Origin of the sequence: Microbacterium oxydans (assembly GCF_026559675.1) — a bacterium.
GTDB lineage: Bacteria > Actinomycetota > Actinomycetes > Actinomycetales > Microbacteriaceae > Microbacterium > Microbacterium oxydans_D.
In genome coordinates this window covers 1,751,595-1,771,457 of sequence record NZ_CP092891.1, presented here as the reverse complement: position 1 = coordinate 1,771,457, position 19,863 = coordinate 1,751,595, and the positions used below count along the sequence as shown (strand labels likewise).

The following is a 19,863-nucleotide window of genomic DNA, read 5'->3' as shown; positions in this document are numbered from 1 at the left end:
CGCCGGTGGATCGATCGCGCACGAGGCGGATCGGGTCGCTCAGACGGTGGCCGCCGCCCGGTCCCCCACGCGCTGACCCACGACGGCGGACACACCGTCCTGGCGCATCGAGACGCCGTACAGCGCGTCGGCGATCTCCATCGTGCGCTTCTGGTGCGTGATCACGAGGAGCTGCGAGCTCTCGCGCAGCTGCTCGAAGACCGTGAGCAGGCGGCCGAGGTTCGCGTCGTCGAGGGCGGCTTCGACCTCGTCGAGGATGTAGAACGGACTCGGTCGCGCCTTGAAGATCGCGACGAGCAGCGCGACCGCTGCGAGCGAGCGCTCACCGCCGGAGAGCAGAGACAGGCGCTCGATCTTCTTCCCGACCGGACGGACCGAGACCTCGATGCCCGTCGTCAGCATGTTGTCGGGGTCGGTGAGAGAGATGCTCCCGGTCCCTCCGGGGAACAGCAGCGGGAAGACCTGGGTGAAGGCCTCCTTCGTGTCCTCGAAGGCACTCGCGAAGATCGTCTGCATCCGCTCGTCGAGGTCCGAGATGATCGTGAGCAGATCCTGCCGCGTCTGCGTGAGATCGGCCAGCTGCTCGGTGAGGAAGGCGTGGCGCTGTTCGAGAGCGGCGAACTCCTCGAGCGCGAGCGGATTCACCCGGCCGAGCTGCGCGAGCTTGCGCTCCGCCTCCGCCAGACGGCGCTGCTGGATGCGGCGGTCGAACGGGATCGCCGTGTCTTCGCTCGGCTCCTCTGACGAGGGCTCCACGCCCGGATCGCGAGGAACCAGCTGGTCCGGGCCATATTCCGCAATGAGAATATCTTCGTCGAGCGCCAGCTCCGAGGAGACCCGCTCGAGCAGGCTGTTCAGGTGCAGCTTCTTCTCGTGGATCTGCAGCTCGAGCCCGTGGACGCTCTCCGTCAGGCCGGCCAGCCGTTCGCGGAGCGAGGTCTCCTGGGCGCGTAGCGCGACGAGCTCCTGGTTCTGCGCCGAGCGTGCGGCCTCCGCCTCGCCGAGAGCGAGACGCGCCTCGGTCACCGAGCGACCGAGGGAGTCGAGGATGCGCGGGAGCTCCTCGGCGACACCGGACGCCGCCTCGCGCTGGGCCCGCCGGATGACGGCACGCCGCGCCGACTCGGCGGCGGCATCGCGCTCCTGCTCGCGCTGACGTTCGAGGCTCGCGACCCTGGATTGGGCGGCCCGGACGCGCTCACGCAGCGTCTCGATCTCCAGCCGCGCCCGCACCTCGCCCTCCCGGGCGAGCTCCAGGGCTTCGAGCAGGCCGTCGCGCGCAGACGCGTCGAGGACCGGTCGCGGCGCCGCGACCGCCTCGCCCAGCGCGGCCTTCGTCTCCTCGGCCTTGGCCTCGGCATCCGCCACCGCCGCCTGCGCCTGCGCGAGACCGGTCTCCAGTCGCTCGCATTCGGCGACGGCGGACTCGTGTCGCACGGTGACGCGGTTCACCTGCTCGGCGTGCGTGGCGAGAGCGGCGTCGTGCTCACGGAGCGAGCGCAGCGCGTCCTTGGCCTGACGCCTGGTCGTCTCGACCGCCTCGTTCGCATCCTCGCGGGCCTCTCGGAGCGAATCGACGACGACCTGGATCTCGGCGAGCCGCTCGGCCGCCGCATCCCGCTCCGCCGCGAGCTCGAGGCGCGAGCGCTCGCCCCCGGATCCGGTCCGCAGCGTCTGCGCCGTGACGACGTCGCCGCCGAGGGTGACGATCGTCGTGGCCGTGTCGCCCGCGACATCGAGTGCCGTCCGTGCGGCCCGCGCGGCGTCGAGATCGTCGGCGATGAGCACATGGGACAGCACACCGCGCACACCATCCGGCGCGCTCACGGTGTCGACAGCGGGGGTGACACCGGCGATCGACGGGAGCTCGACACGCGCCGGGACGCCGGCATCCGCGATGACGAAGTCGACCACTCCCCTGCGCTGCTCCGCCGCCTGCGCCGCGAGGGCGAACGCGTCGGCGGCCGTGTCGATGAGCACGCCCTCGGCGAGCGGTCCGAGCACCGCCGCGATGGCGGCTTCGAAACCCGCGCGCACCTGGACGGCGTCGCCGACCAGACCGCGCACGCCCGTACCGCCCGCCTTGACGATCTCCGCCGCGCCGCCCGACAGCGCGAGAGCGCTGCTCAGGGCTGCCGCCTTCGCCGTGAGGGAGTCGACCTCGCGCTCGGCGGCGTGCAGTCGCTCGCGCAGCGTCTCCCGTTCGGCCTCGGCCGCGGTCGCCGCCCGCTGTGCGCTCTCGTAGGCCGCCGCATGCTCGGCCGCCGTGCCCTCCGGAGCCTCGGCGTCGTCGATGGTCTCGAGTGCCTCCTCGGCTTCACGCCTGCGGGCGTTCGCGGCTTCGAGCGCGTTCTCCTGGCGGAGCACCGCACCGCGGACCGCGGCCAGCGCCGAGGCCGCCGCGTCGGCGGTGCCCCGCAGAGACGAGAGTCGCATGTCGTACTCCGAGACCAGGGCGCTCTGCTCCGCGATGTCGACGTCGAGCGTGTCCAGCTCGGCCCTGGCGTGGACCACCTCGCGGCTGGCGGAGGCCGCCGCGTCCTGCGCATCCCCGAGGCCGGCGGAGATCGCGTCGATCTCGTCCTTCGCCTCGTCGATCGTGCTCTGCGTCACCGTGACGGCGGTCACCGCGGCGTCGTCCTCCTCGGAGCCGAGCAGCGCCAGGCGCTGGTTCGCGAGCGTGTACAGCCCCCGCATCCGCTCCTGGACCTGCTCCAGCCCGAAGGCCACGCCGCGTGCCTGGTCGACGGCCACCGAGTTCTGATCCTGCTCGAGTCGGGCGATGCTCGCGCGCACCGTCTCCGCCTGGTCCGACAGCACCAGGCGCTCGGTATGGCGTTCGTTCTCCGTGCGGGTGTGGTCGGCGAGGGCGGAGCGCAGCGCGACCACGTCGTCGGCGAAGATGCGCGCCTTGGCATCGCGCACCACGGCCGCGATCGTCTGGGCCTCGCGTGCGATCTCGGCCTGGCGCCCCAGGGGCTTCAGCTGGCGGCGGATCTCTCCGGCGAGGTCGCTGAGACGCGTGAGATTGGTCTCCATGGCGTCGAGCTTGCGGAGGGTCTTCTCCTTGCGCCTCCGGTGTTTGAGGATGCCGGCAGCCTCTTCGATGAAGCCGCGGCGGTCCTCAGGAGAAGCCTGCAGGACGGTGTCGAGTCGCCCCTGTCCGACGATCACGTGCATCTCGCGGCCGAGGCCGGAGTCGCTGAGCAGCTCCTGCACATCCAGCAGACGGCAGCCCTCGCCGTTGATCGCGTACTCGCTGGACCCGTTGCGGAACAGCGTGCGACTGATCGTCACCTCCGCGAACTCGATCGGCAGGGCTCCGTCGGCGTTGTCGATCGTGAGCTGCACCTCGGCACGCCCCAGCGGCCCGCGGGTCGACGTGCCGGCGAAGATGACGTCCTCCATCTTGCCGCCGCGCAGCGTCTTCGCTCCCTGTTCGCCCATGACCCAGGCGAGGGCGTCGACGACGTTCGACTTGCCCGATCCGTTCGGTCCCACGATGCAGGTGACGCCGGGCTCGAAGACGAAGCTCGTGGGCTGCGCGAACGACTTGAACCCTTTGAGCGTCAGGCTCTTCAGATGCATGCGGGCACCGCTCGTCCGGGGAGAATCACGCGGCTACGCTACCGGAATTCCGCGCCTCGACCGTCATCCCGCGCGGGCGGCAGCGGAACTCGGACCGCCTGCGACACGCCGGTTCCGCGCCGATGTGCTTGACGTCGAACCTCACCGTTCGCTACCGTGGCCTCCGGATCGCCACACGAAAGGAGGTTACCGATGATGATCACTCAGCTCAACGCACAGGCCACTGGCCTCGCCGCGCCCGCGCACTCTGCGCCGCGCTCTGCGTTCTCGGTAACCGCCGGCGTCCGCATCAGCGCGCTCTCCTAGAACCGCACCCCGAGAATCCGGGCCCGTAGTGGGCTCACTCCGGGCCGTTCTCCGGCGCGCCACCCTCTGATCCGTCTCCGGATCATGGATCCTCCGCCGCTTCGGCGTCCACCTCCGCGTGTTCACCGTGAGCCGCGCTCTTCCGCACCGTTCCCGGCCGCTCCCGCTGCCGACGTGCGGCGTCTCTGTGCCCCATCACCATCCCTTTCGAAGGAACCCTCGTGAACACCACGTTGCATCGCAGCATCACCCACCCGCCCGATACCGAGGACCGCGAGGTCCTCCAGATCCCCCGCCCCGACGAACTGCGCCGCCTCTCGCTCGCAGACCGTCTCTCCCTCCGGATCGGCCTCTGGCTGTTCCAGAGGGCGCAGCGCCCGCGACGCGAGCGCCGCACCCGCTCCGTCGACGCGGAGGCCCTGCTGCGACTCAAGCAGCAGCGACTGCGCGCCGAAGCGGATGCCAGCGTCCACATGGTCTACGACCTCCAGCGCGGTCTGCGCTGAGTCTCCGGCGACCATGAGCACGCGACTCCGGCACCCCACCTCGATCCACCCTCAGGAAGGACCTGACATGACCATCGCCGAACCGACGATCACGCCGTTGATCGTCCCGGCCTCTCTCGACGACGATGACGCGGCGGAGTTCCGCGCCTACGGCGATCTCAATCGCCGGATCTGCGACGAGCAGGTCGGACTTCCCGACCTCGCTCCGGATGCGGCGCAGATCCTGCCGGGCTGGCAGGACGACACCGACTCGCTCGACCGCGGCTTCGTGGCTCGCGTGGACGGGGCGATCGTCGGCATGGTGACCATCTCCTTCGCCCAGGAGGAGGAGGCGCACGCCGCCGAGTTCGACATGCTGGTGCCCGAGGAGCACTGGGGCCGCGGCATCGAGAACGCGCTGCTCGCGCGAGCCGAAGCCGAGGCCCGAGCCCACGATCGCAGCGTGCTGCAGCTGTGGAGCCTGCACCGACCGGAGCAGGCCGAGCGCACGCTCGTGCCGCGCACGGGGTGGGGCCGGGTGCCGGCCACACCGTTGAGCGATCTGGTCGAGTCCGCCGGGTACACACTCGAGCAGGTGGAGCGGAACAGCGAGTTCGATCTGCGGTCCGATCCCGCGCCGCTGCGGTCGGCACTCGCGGAGGCCATCGCCTTCGCCGGTCCCGACTATCGGGTCGTCGAGTGGACGATGCCCACTCCCGAGGAACTGCGTGCACCGTATGCCGCGGTGCTCGCGCGGCTGTCGACGGACGCGCCGAGCGGCGAGATGGACTTCGTCGCCGAGGTGTGGGACGCGGATCGGGTCGCTCGTCGGGAAGCCCGGATCGCGGCCTCGGGTCGGGCGGTGTCGGTCGTGACCGTGCAGCACGTGCCCAGCGGCGACCTCGTCGCGTACAACGAGCTGCTGATCGGCGCAGATCGCACCGGCGTCACGCAGCAGTTCGGCACGCTGGTGACGAAGGGCCATCGCGGTCACCGCCTCGGCATGATCGTGAAGTGCGCCAACCTGCTCCGCTGGCGGGACCTGATGCCGGACTCGGCCGTCGTCTCCACCTTCAACGCGGAGGAGAACCGACCGATGCTCGACATCAACGAGGCGATCGGCTTCGTTCCGGTGTCGTACGCGGGCGCCTGGCAGAAGAAGGTCTGAGGCCCGCGCGGATCCGATCTCATTCTTCGGGATGACGCCGGATCCGCGCGGTCATCCGCCCGGCCGACGACACCGCTCGGGCGGATGACGAGGCTGGAATCATGAACATCCCCGTGATCGAAGCCCACGCCCTCACCAAGAACTTCGGGACGACCCGCGCCCTCGCCGGCGTCGACCTCGCGATCCAGCGCGGGGAGGCCGTCGCGATCATGGGCGCCTCCGGGTCCGGGAAGACGACCCTGCTGCACGTGCTCGCGGGGATCACCGCCCCCGACGCGGGAAGCGTCATCTTCCGCCCGGCCGAGGGCGCACCCATCGAGGTGACCGCGCTCGGAGAGTCCGCGCGTTCACGGCTGCGCCGTGAGCGCTTCGGCTTCGTCTTCCAGCAGGGTCTCCTCATCCCGGAGCTGACGGCGGTGGAGAACGTCGCCCTCGCCTCGATGATCAACGGCATCCGCCGTCAGGACGCCGTTCAGCATGCGGCATCCTGGCTCGCGGCCCTCGGACTCGCGGGCATGGAGGACCGACGCATCGGCGAACTCTCCGGCGGCCAGGCGCAGCGTGTGGCCATCGCCCGTGCTCAGGCGACCGGGGCGGAGCTGGTGTTCGCCGACGAGCCCACCGGCGCACTCGACTCGCAGACCTCCACGGAGGTGATGGACGCGCTCCTGTGGTCGACGACCGGTCAGGGTCGCACCCTCGTCGTCGTCACGCATGACCCCGACGTCGCCGCCCGCTGCACGCGGACGATCGCCGTGCGCGACGGACGCATCGTCTCCTCGGCGGTGGCGGCATGAACCGCAACGTCCTCGCCCTGCTCCTGCGCCCCGCGCCCGGACAGAGCGGCGTGCTCGCGCTGCCCGTGGTCGCCTTCGGGATCGTGACCACGCTGGTGCTCACGGTCGTCGGCGGCGCACAGTCCTTCTGGGGCTGGACCGACGAGCTCGCGCCCCTCTATCAGGCCCTCGCCGCCATCGCCCTGGTGCTGCTGGTCGTTCCGCTCATGTCGCTCGGTGGCGCGGCGGCGCGGCTCTCCGCACGGCGCCGGGACGAACGGCTCTCGACGCTCCGCCTGCTCGGAGTGTCGCCCGCGGGCGTCACGGTCGCCACCGTCGCCGAATCGGTTCTCGTCGCCACCGTCGGAGCTCTCGCCGGTGTCTTCGGTCACGTCGCGCTCAGCCCGTTGATCGGCCTGATCCCGTTCCGCGGCGAGGCGCTCGGCTTCGGCGCCGTCGTGCTCCCCCCGCTCCAGATCGCGCTGGTGTTCACGGCCGTGCTCGTGCTCGCCGCGACCAGCGCCGTGATCGGTCTCCGCCGGGTCGTGATCTCCCCGCTCGGCGTCCGCACCCGCACCGAGGTGTCGAAGGTGCACTGGATCCGCGCGGTACTCGCGGCAGGGGCGATCGCGATCGCCTTCGTGCTCGTCAAGGTGTTCCCCGCGGTCGGGGGGCTCCTCCTGACCATCATCGTCCTCGCCGCGCTCTTCGCCGCAGCACTCGGCGTGCTGAACCTCGTGGGGCCGTGGGTGCTCAAGGTCACCGCGTCGAGCCAGCTCCGTCGGGCCGAGCGGCCGGAACGTCTGCTCGCCGCCCGCATCGTCCTCGACTCCCCCAAGGCGGCATGGCGTCAGGTCGGCGGCATCGCGATGGCCAGCTTCATGGCGGTGTTCGCCGGCACCGGAGTCGCGCTGCTGAACGTGATGACCGGGCCGGAGGCCGACGCGTCGGACTTCGCCCTGGCCGGGGACATCCGCACCGGACTCATCATCACCCTCATCGGGTCGTTCCTCATGGTCGCGGCCTCCGTCGGCGTGAACCAGGCGTCCGACGTGCTCGACCAGCGCGAGCTGCACCGCAGCCTCCACCACCTGGGCATGCCCGTGGAGACCGTGGACAGCGCGCGGCGTCGCGCCATCATGTCGCCGCTGCTGACCACGGCGATCGGATCCGCCCTCGTCGCCGCGATCCTGGTGTTCCCCCTGGTGGGGATCGCCCTGATCACCGCGCCCGAGTCGCTGCTGACGATCGCCGCGGTCGTCGCGATCGGCATCGGCGTGGTGTGGGCGAGCACCTGGGCGACGCGCCCGCTGCTGAGCGGGGCGTTCCAGACCGCGTGACGCACGCCGGACGCCGCTGATCCGCTCCCTGCGAGCAGGTCAGCGGCGTCGCTGGCAGCGGGGGCAGAAGTGGGAGCCGCGGTTCATGAAGCTCTCCCGTACGATCGGCGTGCCGCAGCGCGGGCAGGGCTTCCCCTGCTGTCCGTAAGCGTTGAGCGAGTGGGCGAAGTATCCCGCCTGCCCGTTGACGTTGACGTACTGGGCATCGAAGCTGGTGCCGCCCTCGGCGAGGGCCTTCGACAGCACGAGTCGCACCTCGGCCAGCAGGCGGCGCACGGCCTGCGTCGACAGCCGGTTCGCCGGCGTCTCCGGGTGGATGCGCGCGGCCCAGAGCGACTCGTCGGCATAGATGTTGCCGATCCCGCTCACCACTCCCTGGTCGAGGAGCACGCGCTTGATCGCGCTCCCTCGTTTGGCCAGGGCCACCCGGAACGCCCGGTCGTCGAAGTCGTCGTCCATCGGATCGCGGGCGATGTGCGCGACCTGGGTGGGGATGCGCGAGGCGCCGTCGTCGAGCAGGGCATCCACCGCGAGCGAGCCGAACGTCCGCTGATCGGCGAAGACGATGGCGAGCTCACCGTGGAGGGGATGCTCGACGACGATCCGCACGCGCTCATGCCTCTCGGCCTGTGCGTTCGGCGTGCGCAGCAGCATCTGTCCGCTCATCCCGAGATGCGCGATCAGCGCGGACTCGGCGTCGTCGAGCGGGAGCCAGAGGAACTTGCCCCGACGAGAGGCGGCCGTGAAGGTGCGCCCCTCCAGTCGTCCGACGAAATCCGCCGGCCCGGCACCGTGCCGCGTGAGGGCGCGTTCGTCGAACACGCTCACGGAGGTGATCAGAGAGCCGACGGCCGCGGGCGCGAGTCCCGCTCGGACGACCTCGACCTCGGGGAGCTCAGGCACGCTCGCTGAGGGTGCGCCAGGCGCTGAGAGCCGCCGCCATCTCCGCGGTCTTCTTGCTGCTGCCGGTACCGGTCATACTCACGTCGCCGACGGCGACCGTCGCGGTGAAGCGACGGTCGTGATCCGGACCACTCGCCTCCACCGAGTACTGGGGCGGGGGCGCACCGACGCGCGCGGCGAGTTCCTGCAGGCTCGTCTTCGGGTCCATCGCCGCTCCGTAGCGCTCCGGGTCGGCCAGCAGGGGCTTCGTCAGACGCAGGACGAGCTCGGTCGCGGCCTCCGGGCCGGCCGAGAGATACGTCGCGCCGATGACCGCTTCCATCGTGTCGGCCAGGATCGAGTCCTTGTCCCGACCGCCGGTCTGCTCCTCACCGCGACCCAGCAGCAGGTGGCTGCCGAGATCGATCCCGCGCGCCACCTCGGCCAGGGCGACGGTGGAGACGACGCTCGCGCGCCGCTTCGCCAGCTCGCCCTCATCGAGGTCGGGGTGCGTGGTGAACAGCATCACGGTGACGGCCTGCCCGAGCACCGAGTCCCCGAGGAACTCGAGACGCTCGTTGTGCGGGATGCCACCGTGCTCGTACGCGTAGGAGCGGTGGGTGAGGGCCAACTCCAGAAGCTCCGCGTCGATGTCGACGCGGAGCTTATCTGGGAGAGGTCTCGTCCCCCCGGGGACCTCCGTCACGGTACGCGACTCAGACGTCGGCGACCTTGCGGCCCTTGTACTCGAGGAACAGCTCGGTGCCCTGCGAGTCGGTGACGACCTTCGCCTGGTGAGGGCGGCTGTAGACGACCTGACCGTTCTCGACCGTCTTCACGAGGGCGACGGGAGCCGCCTTCCACTGCGCGCGGCGCGAGCGGGTGTTCGAACGGGAAACCTTGCGCTTCGGGGGGTTACCAGCCATGACTAGCTCTCTTCTTTCTCGGCGGCACGAGATTCTTCCGTGCCGTCTTGGTCTGTGATGTTCTGGAGCGCACTCCATCGAGGATCGATGGGAGCGGCCTGCTCCGTTCCGGTGCTCACGGTCAGTCGTTCACCCGTTTGCGGGTCGAGACCCGGGCAATCCGGCTGACACACCGGCTGAAAAGGAAGTGCCAGTACGGCCGCATCCCTGACGAGAGTTTCAAGATCCACGTGGTCGTCTTGAACCTCGAAGTCAGTTTCTTCCTCACCAGGATACGCGAAAAGCTCCTGGAACTCGACTTCGACGGGCCGAGTGATGTCGATCAGGCATCTTCCGCACACACCGGCGTACTCCGCATCGGCTGTTCCGGACACGAGAATGCCCTCGTGGACGGACTCCAGCCGCACGTCGAGGTCGAGTTCGGAACCCGCCTCGTACGAGACGATGCCCTCACCCCACGCCTCCGCGAGAGCGACGGTGAACTCGTGTTCGCGCATCTCACCCGGACGTCGGACGATGTCGCGGACGGGGAGGACGAAAGGGCCGTTCATTCGAGAGCGCACCCTGCAATGCTACCGGGCCGTGCCTCGGGCCGGGCTGACCACGCGTTCAGGGAGCGGGCTCAGATGCCCCGAGATCCGGTGTCGAGGAACTCGGCGACGGCGGCCGGGACGAACGGCGAGATGTCGCCGCCGAGCGAGGCGACCTGGCGGACCAGCGAACTCGAGACCATCGCATGCGACGGGTCGGGCAGGAGGAACACGGTCTCGATGTCGGCGAGGTGGCGGTTGACGATCGCCATCGGCGACTCGTAGGCGACATCGATCTGCGACCGGATGCCCTTGACGAGCACCCCGGCACCGACATCACGGGCGTAGTCGACGAGGAGACCCATGCTCCAGGAGCCGATCACGATGTTGCCCGGCATCCCGTCATCGGCGATCGAGCGCTCCAGCAGGGACAGGCGCTGCGCGATCGGCAGCATGGCCTCCTTGCCGGGGTTGTGCACCACCAGCACGTGCAGCTCGTCGTACAGGGCGGCGGCCCGACGGATCACGTCGAGGTGACCCAGGGTCGGCGGATCGAAGGAACCCGGGACGACGGCGATCCGGCTGCTCATGCCACCAGCCTAGGGCACCGCACCGGGGACTCAGTTCTTCGCCAGGGCCGCGCGATCCTCGTCGCTCACCCGGCGGGCGATGGCCTCGCGCAGGCCCGGATGCTCCTCCAGGAGCGGGTCGGCGGCGAGGATCGCCTCGGCCACCTCCCGCGCGCGGGTGATGAGCCCGGCGTCCTTCACGACACGCAGCAGCTTCAACGACGAGCGGACGCCGGCCTGGGCCGCACCGAGGACGTCGCCCTCGCCGCGAAGCTCCAGATCGACCTCGGCCAGCGCAAATCCATCGAGGGTCGCCGCCACGGCATCGACGCGATCCCGCGCGAGGGAGCCGGCCTCCGCCTCGGTGACCAGCAGGCAGAGCCCGGGGACCCCGCCTCGACCGACGCGACCGCGCAGCTGGTGCAGCTGCGACACCCCGAAACGATCGGCGTCGAGCACGATCATGGTCGAGGCGTTCGGCACGTCGACGCCGACCTCGATCACCGTGGTCGCCAGGAGGAGGTCGATGTCGCCGCGGGCGAAGGCCTGCATCACCGCGTCCTTCTCCTCCGACGGCATCTTCCCGTGCAGCACGGCTCGACGCAGACCGCCGAGCGTGGGGTGGGTCGCGAGGGCCTCATCGAGCTGCACGACGCCCCAGCGCGGGCCCGATGCGCCTTCGGGGGCGAGCGCGGGCTGCTCCCCCGCCTCCGCGGTCTTCTTCGCCGTGTCGATCGCCGCGCAGACCGCGAAGACCTGGCGGCCCTGCGCGATCTCCTCGGCGGCGCGCTCCCAGACCCGGTTGAACCACCCCGGATGCTCGGCGAGCGGTGCGACGAACGACTCGATGCCGGCGCGGCCGGCGGGCATCGTGCGGATGACCGAGGTGTCGAGGTCGCCGAACACCGTCATGGCCACGGTCCTCGGGATGGGCGTGGCCGTGAGGACCAGCGCGTGCGGACTCGACCCCTTGGCGCGCAGCGCCTCGCGCTGCTCGACCCCGAAGCGGTGCTGCTCGTCCACGACGACGAGGCCGAGATCGGCGAAGGTGGTCTTCTCCCCCAGCAGCGCGTGCGTTCCGACGACGATGAGCGCCTGGCCCGACGCGACGCGGAGTGCGGCCTTGCGGCGCTCCGCAGCCGGAAGCTGACCCGTGAGCAGGGTGGGCATCAGCTGCGGGGCGAGCTCGGGTCCGAGCATCTTCGCGATGGAGCGCAGGTGCTGACCGGCCAGGACCTCGGTGGGGGCGATCAGCGCCGCCTGGCCGCCGCTCTCGGCCACCTGCAGCATGGCCCGCAGCGCGACCAGGGTCTTGCCGGAGCCGACCTCGCCCTGGACGAGACGGTTCATCGGCCAGGAGCCGACGAGGTCGGTGGCGATCTGGGCGCCCACGGTCTCCTGATCGGGCGTGAGCGTGTACGGCATGGCGGCGTCGAACCGTTCGAGCAGCCCGCCCGCCCGCGCCGGGCGCGAGGTCGCCGACAGCGCCCGCACGGCGTCGCGCTGCTGCAGGAGCGCAGTCTGCAGGGTGAGCGCCTCGTGCATGCGCAGGGTGCGGACGGCCGGATCGATGTCGTTGCGATTGCGGGGCCGGTGGATCCGCTCGAGCGCCTCGCCCGCCGTGAGCAGCTCCTCGCGCTCGCGGATCTCGTCGGTCAACGGGTCGGGCGCCTCGTCGAGGCCGTCCAGCACACGACCGATGAGCCGGGCGATCTGCCAGGTCTGGATGGCGGACGTGGCCGGGTAGATCGGGATCGGCACCGCCGCGCGTGCATCCGCGCTCCGCCGGGCCGCATCTTCGTCGTCGAAGAGCTCGTACTCCGGGTGCGCGAACTGCGTGACCCCATTGAACTCGCCCACCTTGCCGGAGAACACCCCGCGTCGGCCGACCGCGAGATCCTTGGAGCGCCATTCCGCCGCGCCGACGTTCTTCGCGAAGAACGTGAGCGACATGCGCCCGATGCCGTCGCCGATCACGACGTCGACCATCGCGCCCGGGCGGTTGCGCATGCGCCGGAAGCTCGACGACAGCACCTCGGCCACGATGGTCACCGTCTCGCCGAGCGGGAGATCACGGATCGGGGTGAGCTCTCCCGGATCCGCATAGCGGCGAGGGTAGTGGGCGAGCAGGTCGCCGACGCTCTGCATGCCGAAGGCACGACCGAGCGTCTTGGCAGACGCCGCACCGAGCGCATCCTCCAACGAGGAATCGAGCGTGAGCGACATGCTCCGAGTCTAGGGAACGCGACCGACACGGCCCGCACTCCTCCTGTCGTATCGTGAACAGGTGACCAGGATCATCGCAGGAGCCGCTCGGGGCGCACGGCTCGAGGTTCCGGGAGCCGGCACCCGTCCGACCAGCGACCGCGTGCGCGAGTCGCTGTTCGGCAGCCTCGAGTCCCTGAGCGCCATCTCCGGGGCGCGGGTCCTCGATCTGTACGCCGGATCCGGTGCGCTCGGCCTCGAATCCCTGAGTCGAGGTGCGGCGAGTGCCGAGTTCGTGGAGCGCGGACGCCAGGCCGCGGCCATCGTCCGCCGCAACGCCGCCGTCGTGGCCAAGGCGGGCGGGCTGACGCCGGGACGCGTGCACGAGAGCGCGGTCCACACCTTCCTGCTGCGCGCGACCGGACCCTTCGACCTCGTCTTCACGGACCCGCCCTACGACCTCGACGACGCCGCGATGACGGCGGATCTCGTCGCGCTCGCGCCGCTCCTGTCGTCGGATGCCGTCGTCGTCGTCGAGCGCGCCCGTCGGTCCACTCCCCCGGATTTCGCCGCCGCCGGGCTGGAGCAGTTCCGGGAGAAGTCCTACGGCGACACCACCCTGTGGTGGGCCGAGCCGGTCGAGAGCTCGGACACGGATCGTCAGCCGGCGACCGAGTCCCAGTCCCGGTAGGGATCCCAGCCGCTGAGGTCGACCGGAAGGTCGTCGCAGAGCAGATCCTCCGCACCGCGTGGACGCACCCTCCCGATGACGCGGAACCCCGGCGGCAGGATGCCCTCGGGGAATGTCGCCAGGAGCGCATGGTCCTCACCCCCGGCGATCGCTCGCTCCGGGTCGTCCCCGAGTGCCGACCGATCGAGCGCGATCGTGACGTCGGAGGCCGCCGCCATCCGCCGCGCATCGAGCGCCAGCCCGTCGGAGACGTCCATCATCGCGGTGGCGCCCGCCGTCGCGGCCACGGCGCCCAGGCCGATCGGCGGCGAGGGACGCAACTGCGCGGCCAGCGCGGCGCTCTCCCCCGCAGCCAGCTTCGACACGTCGACCGGCACCGGCACGTCGCCGTCGCGGAAGCGCCCGAACAGCACCGCGAGTCCGTGCGCGGCATGGCCGAGCTCGCCGGCGACCGCGACGACGTCTCCGACGCGAGCGCCGCTGCGGGTGACCGCCACTCGGCCTTCGAGGTCGCCGAGTGCCGTCACCGCGACGGTCAGGACGTCCGAGACCGTCAGGTCGCCGCCGACGACAGCGCAGCCGGGCGCGAGGGCGGCACAGGCGTCACGGAAGCCGTCGGCGAGCCGTTCCACGAACGAGAGGCGCAGGTCGCGCGGCACGGCCAGGGCGACGAGCAGCGCCGTCGGGCGGGCGCCCATCGCCGCGATGTCCGCGAGGTTCACGGCGGCGGACTTCCAGCCGAGGTCGTACCCCGAGGACCAGGCCAGACGGAAGTCCGGCCCATGCACGAGGGTGTCGGTCGTCGCCACCACCGTGCCCGACGGCGTCGCGATGACGGCGGCGTCGTCGCCCGGTCCGATCAGCGTGTGCGAGGCCGCGGGCGTCCGCGTCAGGATGGCCTGCAGGATGCGCCCCTCGGACACATCTCCCAGGCGCGGATCATCGGCTTCGGGTCGGGAGGGCATGCTGTCAAAGGTAGCCTGGAAGCATGCCTCGTTCCCGTCGCCTCGCTGCCTTCGCCGGTGCGGTGGCCATCACCGCCGCGCTCACCGGCTGCTCGACCACCGTGCACCTCGAACCGGCCGACGATGCGAACAATCCCGCCTGCGCCTCCGTCTCGGTGCTGCTCCCCGACAACGTCGCGGGATTCGACCGCGTGTGGACCGACGCCCAGGCGTCGGGGGCATGGGGCGAGCCCACCACCGTCGTGCTGCGGTGCGGCGTCGAGCCCCCCGCACCGTCCGCTCTCGTGTGCACCACTCTCGGGGGCGTCGACTGGCTGGTCCTCGACCAGGAGGAGACGCGTCAGCGTCTCGTGACCTACGGACGCGAACCCGCGATCGAGATCAACATCCGGCGCGGGGAGCAGATCGACTTCCAGTCGATCGTCGACTCGCTGTCGAAGAGCATCCAGTCCGGACTCGCGCCGGCCACGGCCCAGTGCACCGACCGGGTCGAGTTCCCCGCGAGCTGAGTCCCGCGGGGAACGTCGTCGTCAGCGGCGCAGACCGGCCTCGATGAGCTCGGTGATCAGGTCGCCGTAGCTCAGCCCAGACGCCACCCAGCACTTCGGGAACATCGAGATCGGCGTGAACCCGGGCATCGTGTTCAGCTCGTTCACCACGAGATCGCCGGACGGGGTCAGGAACATGTCGACACGGGCGAGACCCCGGCCGTCGACGGCCTCGAACGCCCGGATGCCCGCCTCGCGGATCGCCGACTGCTCGGCGTCGGTGACGTCGGCGGGGCACACCACGTCGACGCCGTCGCCGCCGAGGTACTTGCCCTCGAAGTCGTAGAAGCCGCGGGACGTGAGCACGATCTCGCCCGGAAGCGACGCCCGGACGCCGTCCGCCGTCTCCAGCACGGCGACCTCGATCTCGCGACCGGTCACGCCGGTCTCGATCAGCACCTTCTCGTCCTCGGCGAAGGCCACGGCCAGCGCGGCGTCGAGCTCGTCCGCGGCGGCGACCTTGGACACACCGACGCTCGAACCCGCTCGCGCCGGCTTCACGAACAGGGGCAGTCCGAGCTCCGCGGCGCGAGCACGCACGGCGTCGGCATCCTGCTCCCAGTCCCGGCGGCGGACCGTCACCCCGGGGGCGACGGAGATCCCGGCCGCCTGGAGCGCGATCTTCATGAAGTGCTTGTCCATGCAGAGGGCCGAATCGAGAACCCCACCGCCGGCGTAAGGGACCTCGAGCGTGTCGAAGTAGCCCTGGATGGTGCCGTCCTCGCCGTGCGTCCCGTGCAGGATGGGCAGCACCACGTCGATCTCTCCGAAGCCCTCCACGGTACCGTCCACCTGCACGACGCGCAGGGTCCGGTCGCCCCCGGGCTCGGGCCACAGCACACGGGTGCCGTTGTCGACGACCTCGGGGAGGTGCGCCGCATCGAGCGGGAACTTCGCGGGGTCGTCCTCTTCGAGGACGAAGGCACCCTCGCGGGTGATCCCCACCGGGATCACGGCGTAGCGGTCGCGATCAATCGCTCCCAGCACGCCCCCCGCCGTTGCGGAACTGATCGAATGCTCGCTGGAGCGCCCGCCGAAGAGCACCACCACCGTCTGCTTGTCCATGGTTGGTCCTCTCACCCTGCGGGGTGTCGTCGTCCGTCGTCAGGTGGGGTGCGATGTCACGCGGATCCATCTTGCCGTCCAGCACCATCTTCACCTGCTCGACGATGGGCATGTCCACTTCGGCCTCGCGCGCGAGCTGCAGGATGGGCGCGACGGAGGCGAGTCCCTCCGCCGTCTGCTGCATCTGCTTCACCACGTCCTGGAAGCTGTACCCCTGGCCGAGCAGGCGCCCCGCCGTGTTGTTGCGGCTCAGCGGCGACTGGCACGTGGCGATCAGGTCGCCGAGGCCCGCGAGCCCCTGGAGCGTTTCGGGGTGCGCGCCGTTCGCGACCGCGAAGTCCGTCATCTCGACGAGACCGCGCGTGATGATCGAGGCCTTGGTGTTCTCGCCGTAGCCCACGCCGTCCACGATGCCGATGGCGACCGCGATGAGGTTCTTGAGCACTCCACCGAACTCGGTGCCGATCACGTCGGTGTTCACGAACGTGCGGAAGTAGCTGTTCCGCGCCGCGCGCGCCACGATCTCGGCGGTCTCCTGGCTGCGCGAGGAGATCACGGCCGCGGTCGGCTGCTCGCGGGCGATCTCGAGCGCGAGGTTCGGACCGGAGGCGACGGCGATGCGATCGGGGTCGCAGCGCAGCTCCTGCTGGATCACCTGGCTCATCCGCAGACCGGTGCCGCGCTCGACGCCCTTCATGAGGCTGATGACCTTCGCGTCGCTGTCGGCCAGCAGCGGACGCAGCGCCTTCAGGTTCTCCCGCAGCGACTGGCTCGGCACCGACAGGTAGACCTGGTCGACACCCTCCAGCGAGGTCGCGAGCTCATGCGTGGCGGCCATCGTCCGCGGCAGGTTGATGCCGGGCAGATAGCGGGAGTTGCGCTTGGCCTCGTTGATCTCCTGCGCGAGCTCGGCGCGTCGGGCCCACATCGTGACCTGGGCACCGCCGTCGGCGAGGATTTTTCCGAAGGTGGTTCCCCAGCTGCCCGAGCCGATGACCGTGGCCCGGGGGCCGACCGGAGCGGTTCTCTTAGGAGTCAAGGCGTCCGGTCTCCTTCTGGCCGTGGCTCGCGGGGTTCCAGCGCTCCGCGGGTGCCTTCTCGTCGCGCAGCTCCTCGAGGAGTGCCGTGATCGCGTTCATCAGCCGGTTCGACGCCTCGGTAAGGGCCGCCGGCTCCCCCGCACGACCGCGCAGGTCGGAGACGTCGACCGGATCGCCGATGAGCACCCGGACGGGCTTGCGCAACGGCCAGAGGCTCAGGCCCTTCTGATAGCGGCCCATGATCTCCTGCGTGCCCCACTGGGCCATCGGGATCAGCGGGATGCCGTCGGCGAGGGCCAGGCGCACCGCGCCGGACTTGCCGCGCATCGGCCACAGGTCGGGATCGCGCGTGAGCGTGCCCTCCGGGTAGACGATGACCCCGCGGCCGTGCTCGACGAGCTCTTCCGACTGCTTCATCGTCTGCCGCGCCGAGGTGGCGGACGAGGTGCGGGCGACCGGGATCATCCCGGTGCGGTGCAGAAACCAGCCGAGCACCGGCACCTTGAACAGGCTCTCCTTGGCCATGAACCGAGGGGCCCGACCCGCGCGCCACACGGTGACCGCCACGATGAGCGGATCGAACTCCGAGTAGTGGTTCGGCGCGAGGATGAACGAGCCCTGCTGCGGAAGCTTCTCCGCACCGGTGACCCGGATCTTCGCGATCAGCGAGACGGGCGGGATCACCAGCGCGGCGAGCGGCCAGAAGATGCTCGGCCGCGTCGTCTCGGATGACCGGGACGTCACGGCGGTCACCGGATGACGTCGAAGTCGGCGCCGAGCGCGTCGAGCTTGGCGAGGAACTTCTCGTAGCCGCGGCTGAGGATGTCCACTCCCGACACCTTCGACTCCCCCGACGCGGTCAGCGCAGCGATGACGTGGCTGTATCCGCCGCGGAGGTCGGGCACCACGATGTCCGCGCCGTGCAGCGGCGTGGGACCGGTGATGACGGCGGCCTGCTCGAGGTCCCGACGGGGAACGCGACGGGGACCGTCCTGCAGACCGCGCGGGTGCACGACGATGTCGGCGCCCATCTTGACCAGGGCGTCCGTGAAGCCCATCCGGTTCTCGTACACGGTCTCGTGCACGACGGAGCGGCCGTGCGCCTGCGTCAGGGCGACGACGAGCGGCTGCTGCCAGTCGGTCATGAAGCCCGGGTGCACGTCGGTCTCGATCACGACGGGCTTGATCTCGCCGTCGCGGCGGAAGAGGATGCCGTCCTCCTGGATGTCGAACCAGCCGCCCGCCTTGCGGAAGACGTTGAGGAAGGTCAGCATCTCCTGCTGCTTGGCACCGCCGACGAAGATCTCGCCGTCCGTGGCCAGCGCGGCGGAGGCCCAGGACGCGGCCTCGTTGCGGTCGAAGATCGAGCGGTGGTCGTAGCCGCGGAGCTTCTCGACGCCCTCGATGACGATGACGCGGTTCGGCTCGTAGGAGATGATCGCGCCCATCTTCTGCAGGACGGCGATCAGGTCCATGATCTCGGGCTCGATGGCCGCGTTACGCAGCTCCGTCACGCCCTCGGCGCGGACGGCGGTGAGCAGCACCTGCTCCGTGGCCCCGACACTCGGGTACGGGAGGTGGATGTTCGCCCCGTGCAGCCGGCTTCCGCCGGTCGAGAGACGGATGCCGCTGGGCAGCTTCTCCACGATCGCCCCGAACTTGCGGAGCGCATCCAGGTGGAAGTCGATGGGGCGGTCGCCGATGCGGCATCCGCCGAGGTCGGGGATGAACGCCTGACCGAGACGGTGCAGCAGCGGGCCGCAGAAGAGGATCGGGATGCGGGAGGCACCCGCGTGCGCGTCGATCTCCTCGAAGTGCGCGGACTCGACGTCGCTCGGGTCGAAGATCAGCGAACCGGGCTCGTCGCCCTCGGAGACGCGCACGCCGTGCACCTCGAGCAACGAACGGACGACGGCGACATCGCTGATGGCGGGGACGTCGCGCAGGGTGCTCACGGTCTCGCCGAGCAGGGAGGCGACCATGGCCTTGGTGGCCAGGTTCTTCGCGCCCTTGACGTCGACACGACCGCGGAGCGGACGTCCGCCTCGAATGGCGAGGACGTCTCCGGTGAGTGCAGGGACTCCGTCCGGGAGAGCGTCGCGCACAGGTGTCGTCATTCGGAGCCTCACTTCATCAACGGAAATCGGGGGCGGGTTGCCCCTGGCTCCCCCGCCCCCACCGTCTACTGGACGGGAAGGGTTCGGGGCCGCCACGACTCGCGACGGGCCTCGAACTGCGCGATCTTGTCTTCATTGCGCAGCGTGAGCCCGATGTCATCGAGCCCTTCGAGGAGCCGCCATCTAGTGTAATCGTCGATCCCGATCTCGGCCTGGACGTCACCGATCGACGCGGTGCGCGCCTCGAGGTCGACGGTCATCTGAACCCCGGGATTCCGGTCGATCTCGGCCCAGAACCGCTCGAGATCCTCTTCCGAGATCGTCGCGGCGAGGAGCCCCTGCTTGCCCGAGTTGCCCCGGAAGATGTCCGCGAAGCGCGGGCTGAGGACGACGGCGAAGCCGAAGTCGCGCAGCGCCCAGACGGCGTGCTCGCGGCTCGATCCGGTCCCGAAGTCGGGGCCCGCGAGCAGGATGGAGGCACCCTGGAAAGGCGCCTGGTTGAGCACGAACTCCGGGTCCTGGCGCCAGCCGTGGAACAGCGCGTCCTCGAAGCCGGTCTTGGTGACGCGCTTGAGGAAGACGGCCGGGATGATCTGGTCGGTGTCGACGTTCGAGCGCTTCAGCGGCGCGGCGATGCCGGTGTGAGTGGTGAACTTCTCCAT

General features: G+C 70.4%; 19 protein-coding genes. 6 read left to right on the top strand and 13 right to left on the bottom strand.

What is annotated here, in order from left to right; translation table 11 throughout:
- Nucleotides 1-39: 39 nt before the first annotated feature.
- Nucleotides 40-3,588: a chromosome segregation protein SMC gene (gene smc, locus MME74_RS08350; RefSeq protein WP_267418340.1), complete on the bottom strand. Its 3,549-nt coding sequence runs from the start codon at nucleotides 3,586-3,588 to the stop codon at nucleotides 40-42.
- A 527-nt stretch (nucleotides 3,589-4,115) separates the two neighbouring features.
- Here smc and MME74_RS08345 point away from each other — a divergent pair.
- The 4 genes from MME74_RS08345 to MME74_RS08330 all read left to right on the top strand — a co-directional run bounded on the left by MME74_RS08345 (nucleotide 4,116) and on the right by MME74_RS08330 (nucleotide 7,663).
- The gene (locus MME74_RS08345; protein WP_267418339.1) at nucleotides 4,116-4,400 is read left to right on the top strand and encodes a hypothetical protein; all 285 of its coding nucleotides are present in this window, start codon (nucleotides 4,116-4,118) and stop codon (nucleotides 4,398-4,400) included.
- A 67-nt stretch (nucleotides 4,401-4,467) separates the two neighbouring features.
- Nucleotides 4,468-5,547, top strand: a complete 1,080-nt coding sequence (locus tag MME74_RS08340; RefSeq protein WP_267418338.1) for a GNAT family N-acetyltransferase — start codon at nucleotides 4,468-4,470, stop codon at nucleotides 5,545-5,547.
- Nucleotides 5,548-5,648: 101 nt separating this feature from the next.
- Entirely contained in the window at nucleotides 5,649-6,344 is a 696-nt protein-coding gene (locus tag MME74_RS08335) for an ABC transporter ATP-binding protein (RefSeq protein WP_267418337.1), read from the top strand.
- Complete coding sequence (locus MME74_RS08330; protein WP_267418336.1) at nucleotides 6,341-7,663, top strand: FtsX-like permease family protein; 1,323 nt, start codon at nucleotides 6,341-6,343, stop codon at nucleotides 7,661-7,663. The genes MME74_RS08335 and MME74_RS08330 overlap by 4 nt, the downstream gene beginning before the upstream one ends.
- A 39-nt stretch (nucleotides 7,664-7,702) precedes the next feature.
- On the opposite strand, the gene mutM is transcribed toward MME74_RS08330, so the two are convergent.
- From mutM to MME74_RS08300, 6 genes are all read right to left on the bottom strand, one after another.
- Nucleotides 7,703-8,566 carry a bifunctional DNA-formamidopyrimidine glycosylase/DNA-(apurinic or apyrimidinic site) lyase gene (gene mutM / locus MME74_RS08325; RefSeq protein WP_267418334.1) on the bottom strand — a complete coding sequence of 288 codons (864 nt, stop codon included), beginning with the start codon at nucleotides 8,564-8,566 and terminating at the stop codon, nucleotides 7,703-7,705.
- Nucleotides 8,559-9,251, bottom strand: a complete 693-nt coding sequence (rnc, locus tag MME74_RS08320; RefSeq protein ID WP_267418332.1) for a ribonuclease III — start codon at nucleotides 9,249-9,251, stop codon at nucleotides 8,559-8,561. The genes mutM and rnc overlap by 8 nt, the downstream gene beginning before the upstream one ends.
- 10 nt (nucleotides 9,252-9,261) lie before the next feature.
- A complete protein-coding gene (gene rpmF / locus MME74_RS08315) occupies nucleotides 9,262-9,471 on the bottom strand; it encodes a 50S ribosomal protein L32 (protein ID WP_029263535.1) in 210 nt (69 codons plus the stop codon).
- Nucleotides 9,472-9,473: 2 nt separating this feature from the next.
- Entirely contained in the window at nucleotides 9,474-10,022 is a 549-nt protein-coding gene (locus tag MME74_RS08310) for a YceD family protein (RefSeq protein ID WP_267418540.1), read from the bottom strand.
- Nucleotides 10,023-10,093: 71 nt separating this feature from the next.
- Nucleotides 10,094-10,591: a pantetheine-phosphate adenylyltransferase gene (gene coaD / locus MME74_RS08305; protein WP_267418327.1), complete on the bottom strand. Its 498-nt coding sequence runs from the start codon at nucleotides 10,589-10,591 to the stop codon at nucleotides 10,094-10,096.
- Nucleotides 10,592-10,621: 30 nt separating this feature from the next.
- Entirely contained in the window at nucleotides 10,622-12,796 is a 2,175-nt protein-coding gene (locus MME74_RS08300; RefSeq protein ID WP_267418326.1) for an ATP-dependent DNA helicase RecG, read from the bottom strand.
- A 61-nt stretch (nucleotides 12,797-12,857) separates the two neighbouring features.
- Here MME74_RS08300 and rsmD point away from each other — a divergent pair, with 61 nt between their 5' ends.
- Nucleotides 12,858-13,466, top strand: a complete 609-nt coding sequence (gene rsmD / locus MME74_RS08295) for a 16S rRNA (guanine(966)-N(2))-methyltransferase RsmD (RefSeq protein WP_267418325.1) — start codon at nucleotides 12,858-12,860, stop codon at nucleotides 13,464-13,466.
- Here rsmD and thiL read toward each other — a convergent pair.
- Nucleotides 13,436-14,431, bottom strand: coding sequence for a thiamine-phosphate kinase (thiL, locus tag MME74_RS08290; RefSeq protein ID WP_267418324.1), 996 nt, complete (start codon nucleotides 14,429-14,431; stop codon nucleotides 13,436-13,438). The two genes, rsmD and thiL, sit on opposite strands and share 31 nt — an antisense overlap.
- 23 nt (nucleotides 14,432-14,454) lie before the next feature.
- Between thiL and MME74_RS08285 the strand changes: the two genes are divergently transcribed.
- Nucleotides 14,455-14,940: a DUF3515 family protein gene (locus tag MME74_RS08285; protein WP_267418323.1), complete on the top strand. Its 486-nt coding sequence runs from the start codon at nucleotides 14,455-14,457 to the stop codon at nucleotides 14,938-14,940.
- A 21-nt stretch (nucleotides 14,941-14,961) separates the two neighbouring features.
- On the opposite strand, the gene MME74_RS08280 is transcribed toward MME74_RS08285, so the two are convergent.
- From MME74_RS08280 to leuD, 5 genes are all read right to left on the bottom strand, one after another.
- A complete protein-coding gene (locus MME74_RS08280; protein WP_267418322.1) occupies nucleotides 14,962-16,044 on the bottom strand; it encodes a D-alanine--D-alanine ligase family protein in 1,083 nt (360 codons plus the stop codon).
- Nucleotides 15,950-17,083, bottom strand: a complete 1,134-nt coding sequence (locus MME74_RS08275) for an NAD(P)H-dependent glycerol-3-phosphate dehydrogenase (protein WP_267418321.1) — start codon at nucleotides 17,081-17,083, stop codon at nucleotides 15,950-15,952. The genes MME74_RS08280 and MME74_RS08275 overlap by 95 nt, the downstream gene beginning before the upstream one ends.
- Nucleotides 17,073-17,837 (bottom strand): lysophospholipid acyltransferase family protein, encoded by a 765-nt coding sequence (locus MME74_RS08270; RefSeq protein ID WP_267418320.1) that lies wholly within the window; start codon nucleotides 17,835-17,837, stop codon nucleotides 17,073-17,075. Before MME74_RS08270 ends, MME74_RS08275 begins: the two co-directional genes overlap by 11 nt.
- Nucleotides 17,834-19,201: a UDP-N-acetylglucosamine 1-carboxyvinyltransferase gene (gene murA, locus MME74_RS08265; RefSeq protein ID WP_267418319.1), complete on the bottom strand. Its 1,368-nt coding sequence runs from the start codon at nucleotides 19,199-19,201 to the stop codon at nucleotides 17,834-17,836. Before murA ends, MME74_RS08270 begins: the two co-directional genes overlap by 4 nt.
- A gap of 65 nt (nucleotides 19,202-19,266) precedes the next feature.
- Nucleotides 19,267-19,863 carry a 3-isopropylmalate dehydratase small subunit gene (gene leuD / locus MME74_RS08260; protein ID WP_105721078.1) on the bottom strand — a complete coding sequence of 199 codons (597 nt, stop codon included), beginning with the start codon at nucleotides 19,861-19,863 and terminating at the stop codon, nucleotides 19,267-19,269.

What these genes read in the sequence shown, in the direction of transcription:
- smc (WP_267418340.1), bottom strand. Translation starts at nt 3,588, where the DNA reads ATGCATCTGAAGAGCCTGACGCTCAAAGGGTTCAAGTCGTTCGCGCAG.
- MME74_RS08300 (WP_267418326.1), bottom strand. Translation starts at nt 12,796, where the DNA reads ATGTCGCTCACGCTCGATTCCTCGTTGGAGGATGCGCTCGGTGCGGCG.
- MME74_RS08310 (WP_267418540.1), bottom strand. Translation starts at nt 10,022, where the DNA reads ATGAACGGCCCTTTCGTCCTCCCCGTCCGCGACATCGTCCGACGTCCG.
- murA (WP_267418319.1), bottom strand. Translation starts at nt 19,201, where the DNA reads ATGACGACACCTGTGCGCGACGCTCTCCCGGACGGAGTCCCTGCACTC.
- MME74_RS08330 (WP_267418336.1), top strand. Translation starts at nt 6,341, where the DNA reads ATGAACCGCAACGTCCTCGCCCTGCTCCTGCGCCCCGCGCCCGGACAG.
- coaD (WP_267418327.1), bottom strand. Translation starts at nt 10,591, where the DNA reads ATGAGCAGCCGGATCGCCGTCGTCCCGGGTTCCTTCGATCCGCCGACC.
- MME74_RS08340 (WP_267418338.1), top strand. Translation starts at nt 4,468, where the DNA reads ATGACCATCGCCGAACCGACGATCACGCCGTTGATCGTCCCGGCCTCT.
- MME74_RS08285 (WP_267418323.1), top strand. Translation starts at nt 14,455, where the DNA reads ATGCCTCGTTCCCGTCGCCTCGCTGCCTTCGCCGGTGCGGTGGCCATC.
- leuD (WP_105721078.1), bottom strand. Translation starts at nt 19,863, where the DNA reads ATGGAGAAGTTCACCACTCACACCGGCATCGCCGCGCCGCTGAAGCGC.
- thiL (WP_267418324.1), bottom strand. Translation starts at nt 14,431, where the DNA reads ATGCCCTCCCGACCCGAAGCCGATGATCCGCGCCTGGGAGATGTGTCC.
- MME74_RS08335 (WP_267418337.1), top strand. Translation starts at nt 5,649, where the DNA reads ATGAACATCCCCGTGATCGAAGCCCACGCCCTCACCAAGAACTTCGGG.
- rpmF (WP_029263535.1), bottom strand. Translation starts at nt 9,471, where the DNA reads ATGGCTGGTAACCCCCCGAAGCGCAAGGTTTCCCGTTCGAACACCCGC.
- MME74_RS08280 (WP_267418322.1), bottom strand. Translation starts at nt 16,044, where the DNA reads ATGGACAAGCAGACGGTGGTGGTGCTCTTCGGCGGGCGCTCCAGCGAG.